Genomic DNA, 7999 nt, shown 5'->3' on the forward strand with positions numbered 1-7999 from the left:
GTATGGCCCCGACCCCAGGTAGAACACGGTCAAACCCCACTCAATCGTGAGAGATCTTCTGGGCGGCCTGGGCCTGGTCGGCGAGGAAGGCCCACTCCCAGGCCACCTGGCGCCACGCGTCGTAGCGGCCGCTCTTGCCGCCGTGGCCCGCGACCATCTCGGTGCGCAGCAGGACGGGCCGGCTCGCGGGGTCGCTCGTGGTGTGCTCGCGCAGCCGCGCGACCCACTTGGCGGGCTCGGTGAAGAACACCCGGGTGTCGTTGAGCGACGTCGTCGCCAGCACTGCCGGGTATGCCGCGTCGCGCACGTTCTCGTAGGGCGAGTAGGCCTTCATGTAGGCGTAGACCTCGGGGTCGGCCAGCGGGTTGCCCCACTCCTCCCACTCCACGACGGTCAGCGGCAGCCTCGGGTCGAGGATGGTGGTGAGGGCGTCGACGAACGGCACCGCGGCGTGGACCGCGCGGAACCGCTCGGGCGCGAGGTTGACGGCAGCTCCGATGAGCAGGCCACCGGCCGAACCCCCTTCTGCCACGAGCCGATCCGGCGCGACCCAGCCGCTGTCGACGAGGTGCGCCGCACAGGTGACGAAGTCGGTGAAGGTGTTCTGCTTGGCCCCGAGCTTGCCCTGGTCGTACCAGGACCGACCGAGCTCGCCACCACCACGGACGTGGGCGATGGCGTAGACGAAACCCCGCTCGAGCAGGGACAGCCTGGCCACCGAGAAGTAGGGGTCGGACGAGATCTCGTAGGAGCCGTAGGCGCTGAGCAGGCCCGGGTGGCTGCCGTCCGGCTGCGACCCGGCCGGGAAGACCATGGACAGCGGGATGCGCGTGCCGTCGGCAGCGGTCGCCCACTCACGGCGCTGCTGGTACTGCGACGGGTCGTAGCCACCGAGCACCGGCTGGCGCTTGAGCAGCTCGAACTCGCGGGTGGCCACGTCGTAGTCGAAGACGGTCTTCGGGGTCACCATCGACTCGAAGACGACCTGGAGCCGGGTCGTGGCGCTCTCGGGGTTGTCGCCGAGGCCGACCGAGTAGACCGGCTCGTCGAACTCGAGGTCGTGGTGCGCACCGAACCCCGACGGCTGGGACCGGTCGCGGGCCAGCACCCGGAGGGCGGTGAGCCCGTCGCGGCGCAGGGACAGGACGGCCACCTCGTCGAAGGCGTCGATGCCCTGGAACCGCTCCCCCGGCTGTGACCGCATCAGCAGCTGCCACTGGTCGGCCGAGGTGGCGTCGATCGGAGCCCAGGCCAGGTCGGAGTCGAGCGAGTCGGCGTTGTGCACGATGAGGAGCCGGTCGCCGGCCGGCTCGACGTCGTACTCGACTCCCTCGCGCCGGGGCGCCACCACCCGGAAGTCGCCGGTGGGGTCGGCGGCGTCGAGGATGCGGACCTCCGACGTCGTCTTCGACCCGAGGCCGATCATGATCCAGCGGTCGTCCCGGGAGGACCCGACACCCATCCAGAACCGCTCGTCGTCCTCCTGGTGGACCAGCACGTCGTCGTCCACGGCGGTGCCGACCCGGTGGCGCCAGACCTGGTGGGGACGCCAGGTCTCGTCGACCCGCGTGTAGAAGACGTACTGGCCGTCGAGCGAGAACACGCAGCCGTACCCGACCTGGTCGACCGCGGTGTCGATGACGTCGCCGGTGCGAAGGTCCTTGACCCGCAACGAGAACCGTTCGTCGCCCTCGGTGTCCACGGCATACGCGAGCAGCTGGTGGTCGGGGCTGACGGTCAGGGCACCGAGGGCGAAGAACTCGTGGCCCTTGGCTTCCTCGTTGGCGTCGAGCAGCACCTGCTCGCCCTCGACCACGACGTCGGCCGCCGGCATCGGCCGCGGCGCTCCCTCGACGCGGGGCGTGCGGCACTCGACGGAGTACTGCGCCCCCTCGAAGCTGCGGGAGTAGTACCACCACGGACCGCTCGCCACCGGCACGGACAGGTCGGTCTCCTGGGTGCGCGACCGGATCTCCTCGAAGATCGCCTCGCGCAACGGCTGCAGGTCGGCGGTCACGGCCTCGGCGTAGGCGTTCTCGGCCTCGAGGTGGGCCCGCACCGCCGGGTCCTCCTTGTCGCGCAGCCACTCGAAGGGGTCGACCACCACGTCACCGTGGTGCTCGCGCACCGTCTCGCGGTGCTCGGCGAGGGGCGGGGTCGGCAGAGTTGCCTCAGGCGTGGTCACGCTCGCACCCTACGTGGTGGCTCAGCCCGCGAGGCAGCGCGGGCCGAGGATCACCTTGAGGTCGCCGAACAGCGCCTCGGTCGCGTTGACCCGGTAGGAGTCCTCGAGCTTCATCAGCACCGATCGACCGGGCTGGCTCAGCCGCACGTGCACCTCGGTGGAGCCCGGGTGGGACGAGAGCACCGACTTGAGCTCCTCGACCTTCGTCTGGGTCGCGCGGTTGGTGTCGATGGTGACGACGACCGGCCCCCGGGGTCCCTCGGAGATGTCGGGCAGGGTCAGGTCGGACGCGAAGATGGTCGGGGTGTCGTCGCGGCGGTTGACCCGCCCCTTCACCACGACGACGGCGTCATGGGTCAGCGCGTGCTGCACCGTGAGGTAGGCGCTGGGGAAGAACAGGCACTCGATCGCACCCTCGAGGTCCTCGACCGTCACGATCGCCCAGAGGTCGCCCTTCTTGGTGCGCTTGACCTGCAGGCCGGTGATCAGCCCGGCGATGGTGACGTTGGCCCCCTCGGGCTTGCCGTCCTCACCCATCAGGCTCGCGATCGAGGTGTCGGCGTGGGAGGCGAGGACGTGCTCGATGCCGAACAGCGGGTGGTCGGAGACGTAGAGCCCCAACATCTCGCGCTCGAACTGCAGCAGCGTCTTCTTGTCCCACTCGACCCCGGGGATGACCGGCAGCACCGAGAAGTCGACCGACTCGCCGGCCGCGTCGTCACCGAACGAGCCGAACAGCGAGTCCTGGCCGATCGCCTCCTGCCGCTTGATGTCGACGAAGTTGTCGACGAAGTCCTCGTGGACGCGGTAGAGGCCCTGGCGCGACTCCTGCAGCCCGTCGAAGGCGCCGGCCTTGATCAGCGACTCGATGGTGCGCTTGTTGCACACCACGGCCGGGCACTTCGACAGGAAGTCCTTGAAGGAGGTGAACCGGCCCTTCTCCTCGCGCGCCGCCACGATCGCCTCGACGACGTTGTGACCGACGTTGCGGATCGCCTGCATGCCGAACCGGATGTCGGTGCCGACCGCAGCGAACCGGGCCACCGAGTCGTTCACGTCGGGGGGCAGGACCTTGATGCCCATCCGCCGGCACTCGCCGAGGTAGAGGGCGGACTTGTCCTTGTCGTCGCCGACGCTGGTCAGCAGGGCAGCCATGTACTCGGCCGGGTAGTTGGCCTTCAGGTAGCCGGTCCAGTAGGAGACCAGGCCGTAGGCGGCGGTGTGCGCCTTGTTGAAGGCGTAGTCGGAGAACGGGACCAGGACGCCCCACAGCGCCGCGATCGACGCCTCGTTGAAGCCCTTGGCCTTCATGCCCTGGGAGAAGGGCACGTACTCGGCGTCGAGGACCTCCTTCTTCTTCTTGCCCATCGCGCGGCGCAGGAGGTCGGCGTTGCCGAGGGTGTAGCCCGCGAGCTTCTGGGCGATCTCCATGACCTGCTCCTGGTAGATCACCAGGCCGTAGGTGGTGCCGAGGATCGGCAGGAGCGCGTCGACCATCTCCTGCTGGAGCTTGCCCGCCAGCTGCGGGTCGAGCGGGGTGAGCTCCTGCTTGCCGTTCTTGCGCAGCGCGAAGTTGGTGTGGGCGTTGACGCCCATCGGCCCCGGTCGGTAGAGGGCGAGGGCCGCCGAGATGTCCTCGAAGTTGTCGGGTTGCATCAGCTTGAGCAGGGTGCGCATGCCACCACCGTCGAGCTGGAAGACGCCGAGGGTGTCACCGCGGGCCAGCAGGTCGAAGGTGGCCTTGTCGGTCATGTCCTTGGACAGTGCGTCGAGGTCGATGTCCTCGCCGCGGTTGGCCTTCACGTTGTCGATCGCGTCGTCGAGGATGGTGAGGTTGCGCAGCCCCAGGAAGTCCATCTTGACCAGGCCGAGCGCCTCACAGCTCGGGTAGTCGAACTGGGTGATGACCTGGCCGTCCTGCAGCCGTCGCATGATGGGGATGACGTCGATGAGCGGCTCGCTCGACATGATCACGCCGGCGGCGTGCACGCCCCACTGGCGCTTGAGCCCCTCGAGGCCGAGGGCGGTGTCGACGATCTCCTTGAAGTGCGGCTCGGTCTCGACGAGCGTACGGAAGTCGCCGCCCTCGTTGTAGCGCTTGTGCTCCTTGTTGTAGATCTCGGCCAGCGGCACACCCTTGCCCATCACGTCGGGGGGCATCGCCTTGGTGAGCTGCTCCCCCACGACGAACGGGTGGCCCATCACCCGGGCGGCGTCCTTGACGGCCTGCTTGGCCTTGATGGTGCCGTAGGTGACGATCTGGGCGACGCGGTCGGCGCCGTACTTGTCGGTGACGTACTTGATCACCTCACCGCGCCGGCGCTCGTCGAAGTCGACGTCGAAGTCAGGCAGCGAGGGTCGCTCGGGGTTGAGGAACCGCTCGAAGATCAGGCCGTGCGGGATCGGGTCGAGGTCGGTGATCTTCATGGCATAGGCGCACATCGAGCCCGCACCCGAGCCACGACCGGGGCCGACCCGGATGCGGTTCTCCTTCGCCCAGTTGATGAAGTCGGCGACGACGAGGAAGTAGCCGGCATAGCCCTTGGAGACGATGACGTCGGTCTCGAAGGCGGCCTGCTTGGTGGCGTAGTCGGGGATCCCGCCGGGGAACCGCTCGACCAGTCCGCGCTGGACCTCCTTGATGAACCACGACTCCTCGTTCTCCCCCGGCGGGCACGGGAACCGCGGCATGTAGCGGCCCTCGTCCTCGGTGAACGAGATGTCGCACATCTCGGCGATGAGCAGGGTGTTGTCGCACGCCTCGGGCAGCTCGCGCCAGGTGTGCCGCATCTCGGCCGGGCTCTTGAGGTAGAAGTCGTCGGCGTCGAACTTGAACCGGTTGGGGTCCATCAGGGTCGAGCCGGACTGGACACAGAGCAGGGCGGAGTGCGCCTTGGCGTCCTCCTGCGTCGTGTAGTGCAGGTCGTTGGTGGCCACCAGCGGCAGCCCGAGCTCGCGGGCCAGCCGGAGCAGGTCCTTCTGGACGCGGCGCTCGATGTCGAGGCCGTGGTCCATCAGCTCGGCGAAGTAGTAGTCCTTGCCGAAGATGTCGCGGAAGTCGGAGGCCGCCTGCAGCGCCTCGCGGTACTGGCCCAGCCGCAACCGGGTCTGCACCTCGCCCGACGGGCACCCGGTGGTCGCGATCAGCCCCTGGCCGTACTGGCCGAGCAGCTCGCGGTCGATCCGCGGCCACTTCGCGTAGACCTGGTCGAGGCTGGCCTGCGAGTCGAGCCGGAAGAGGTTGTGCAGGCCGTTGTTGTTGCGGGCCAGCAGGGTCATGTGGGTGTAGGCGCCGGACCCGGAGACGTCGTCGCCGGACTGGTGGTCCTCACCCCACTTGACCCTCGTCTTGTCGGTGCGGTGGGTGCCGGGCGTGACGTAGGCCTCGACCCCGATGATCGGCTTGACCCCCGTGCCCTGGGCCTTCTTCCAGAACTCGTAGGCGCCGAAGACGTAGCCGTGGTCGGTCGTCGCCAGGGCCGGCATGCCCATCTCGGCGGCCTTGGTGAACAGGTCACCGATCCGCGCGGCGCCGTCGAGCATGGAGTACTCGGTGTGCACGTGGAGGTGGACGAACGAGTCGCTGCTGGAGGTGCCTGAGGCGATCTGGGGGGACATCAGAAGTGATCTTAGGTCGGGGGTCTGACGAGACCTAAGGGACGCGCCTGCCTGTGACGGATGAGGTGCGTGGTATGCCGCGAAGCCGGCTTCGCGGCATACCACGCCGCCCGCACGGGGCGGATCAGTGCGGTCAGAGGCGCTCGAGCGCCTGCGCCAGGTCGGGCGGGTAGGGGCTCTCGAAGGTGACGTACTTGCCCGTGCCCGGGTGCTCGAAGCCCAGCCCCACGGCGTGCAGCCACTGCCGCTCCAGGCCCAGTCGGGCCGCCAGCTTCGGGTCCGCGCCGTAGGTGAGGTCACCGGCGCACGGGTGGTGCAGCGCCGAGAAGTGCACCCGGATCTGGTGGGTGCGGCCGGTCTCGAGGTGGATGTCGAGCAGGGAGACCGCCCGGAACGCCTCGATCACCTCGTAGTGGGTGACGCTCGGCTTGCCCTTCTCCATGACCGCGAACTTGTAGTCGTGGTTGGGGTGCCGGCCGATCGGGGCGTCGATGGTGCCGACCACCGGGTCGGGCAGGCCCTGCACCAGGGCGTGGTACTTCTTGTCGACCGAGCGGCTGCGAAAGGCCTGCTTGAGCACGCTGTAGGCGTACTCGGACTTCGCGACCACCATCAGGCCACTGGTGCCGACGTCGAGCCGGGACACGATCCCCTGCCGCTCGCTCGCGCCACTCGTCGCGATCCGGTAGCCGGCCGCGGCCAGGCCACCCACGACGGTCGGACCGGTCCAGCCGACGCTGGGGTGGGCGGCCACCCCGACGGGCTTGTCGACGACGACGAGGTCGTCGTCGTCGTGGATGATGCTCATCCCCGGCACCGGCTCGGCGATCACCTTGAGGGTCGGGCTCTGCTCGCTGGCCGGCAGCGCGACCTCGAGGAGGTCACCGGCACTGACCCGGTCGGACTTGCCGGCCTGCCTGTGGTTGACCTGCACGTCACCCGCGGAGGCCAGGTCGGCGGCCTTGGTGCGCGAGACCCCGAACAGGCGGGCCAGCGCAGCATCGACCCGCTCTCCCTCGAGGCCGTCGGGGACGAACAGGGTCCTGGCGTCGGTCAGGGAATCGCTCATTCTGCGGCCTCGTGTCGTCCGTGGTGGGGGCGCCGGCCGTCGACACCGATGCCGCGCAGGGCCAGCAGCCCGATCAGCAGGGCGGCGCCGACGATGGCGATGTCGGCGACGTTGCCGATGAACAAGCCGAAGTAGTCGATGAAGTCGACGACGTGGCCCCGACCGGGGCCGGGCTCGCGGGTCATCCGGTCGGTGAGGTTGCCCAGCGAGCCGCCGAGCAGGAGACCCAGCGCCCAGGCCCAGCCGCGGCTGCCGATCCGGCGGGCGGTGCGGATGATGACGACGAGCACCCCGAAGGCGATCAGGGTCAGCACCCAGGTGGCGTTGTCGCCGATCGAGAAGGCGGCCCCGGCGTTGCGGATCAGGTTGAGCCGGATGAGCTCGCCGACCACGTTGACGGGCGAGCCGGCGTCGAGGGCGGCCAGCGCCCAGGCCTTCGTGGCCTGGTCGAGGGCGTAGGCCACCACGGCCGAGCCCACGAGCAGGGCGAACAGGCCGCGGCGGTTGGTGGGGCGTTGGGGGGTGGTGGGGGAATCGTCGGCCGCGATCAGCGGCGCTCCTGCTTCGTCTTGCATGTCACGCATAGGGTCGCACGAGGAGCGGCCTGAAGGCGAAGTTTGCCGATGGGGTTGCCGCAGGACTCGCAGATCCCGTAGCTGCCGTCGTCGAGGCGCTCGAGGGCGTGGAGGTTCTGGTCGAGCATCTCGCGGGCGTTGTTGGCCAGCGAGATCTCCTGCTCGCGCTCGAAGGTCTTGGCTCCGGCGTCCGCCTGGTCGTCGCCGGCGCCATCACCCGCGTCGCGCATCAGGCCGACGAGGTCGGCCTCGGCCACGGTGATCTCCTGGCGCAGGTGGGCGACGTCCGCCTCGATCTCGGTGCGGATCTCGCGCAGCTCCTTGGCGGTCCAGGGCGACTCGTCGTCGCGGACCCGCAGCGACCGCGGCGCAGCCTTGGTGGCGGCACTGGTCCGCTTCACGGGCGTGGCCTTCTTCGCGGGCGCCGTCTTCTTCGCCGGGGCTGCCTTGGCAACGGCCGCGGCCTTCTTGGCCGGTGCGGCCTTCGTCGCGGGTGCCGTCTTCTTGGCGGGTGCCGTCTTCTTGGCGGGTGCCGTCTTCTTGGCGGGTGCC

5 protein-coding genes are annotated in these 7999 nt (G+C 69.2%); all 5 read right to left on the reverse strand.

Annotated elements, in window-relative coordinates; all coding sequences use genetic code 11:
• Positions 1-40 precede the first annotated feature (40 nt).
• Positions 41-2185 carry a S9 family peptidase gene (locus tag ASG95_RS12885; RefSeq protein ID WP_082592590.1) on the reverse strand — a complete coding sequence of 715 codons (2145 nt, stop codon included), beginning with the start codon at positions 2183-2185 and terminating at the stop codon, positions 41-43.
• A 21-nt stretch (positions 2186-2206) separates the two neighbouring features.
• A complete protein-coding gene (gene dnaE, locus ASG95_RS12890; protein WP_057377728.1) occupies positions 2207-5803 on the reverse strand; it encodes a DNA polymerase III subunit alpha in 3597 nt (1198 codons plus the stop codon).
• A gap of 133 nt (positions 5804-5936) precedes the next feature.
• On the reverse strand, positions 5937-6872 hold the full coding sequence (locus ASG95_RS12895) for an RluA family pseudouridine synthase (protein WP_369820380.1): 936 nt from the start codon (positions 6870-6872) through the stop codon (positions 5937-5939).
• Positions 6869-7447, reverse strand: a complete 579-nt coding sequence (locus ASG95_RS12900; RefSeq protein WP_157582034.1) for a signal peptidase II — start codon at positions 7445-7447, stop codon at positions 6869-6871. Before ASG95_RS12900 ends, ASG95_RS12895 begins: the two co-directional genes overlap by 4 nt.
• The coding region (locus tag ASG95_RS21810; RefSeq protein WP_235543846.1) for a TraR/DksA C4-type zinc finger protein at positions 7420-7999 on the reverse strand (580 nt) is incomplete at its 5' end. The genes ASG95_RS12900 and ASG95_RS21810, both read right to left, overlap by 28 nt.

The sequence above is a fragment of the Phycicoccus sp. Soil803 genome (genome assembly GCF_001429685.1).
Classification (GTDB): Bacteria; Actinomycetota; Actinomycetes; order Actinomycetales; family Dermatophilaceae; genus Pedococcus.

What these genes read in the sequence shown, in the direction of transcription:
- ASG95_RS12900 (WP_157582034.1), bottom strand. Translation starts at nt 7,447, where the DNA reads ATGCAAGACGAAGCAGGAGCGCCGCTGATCGCGGCCGACGATTCCCCC.
- dnaE (WP_057377728.1), bottom strand. Translation starts at nt 5,803, where the DNA reads ATGTCCCCCCAGATCGCCTCAGGCACCTCCAGCAGCGACTCGTTCGTC.
- ASG95_RS12895 (WP_369820380.1), bottom strand. Translation starts at nt 6,872, where the DNA reads ATGAGCGATTCCCTGACCGACGCCAGGACCCTGTTCGTCCCCGACGGC.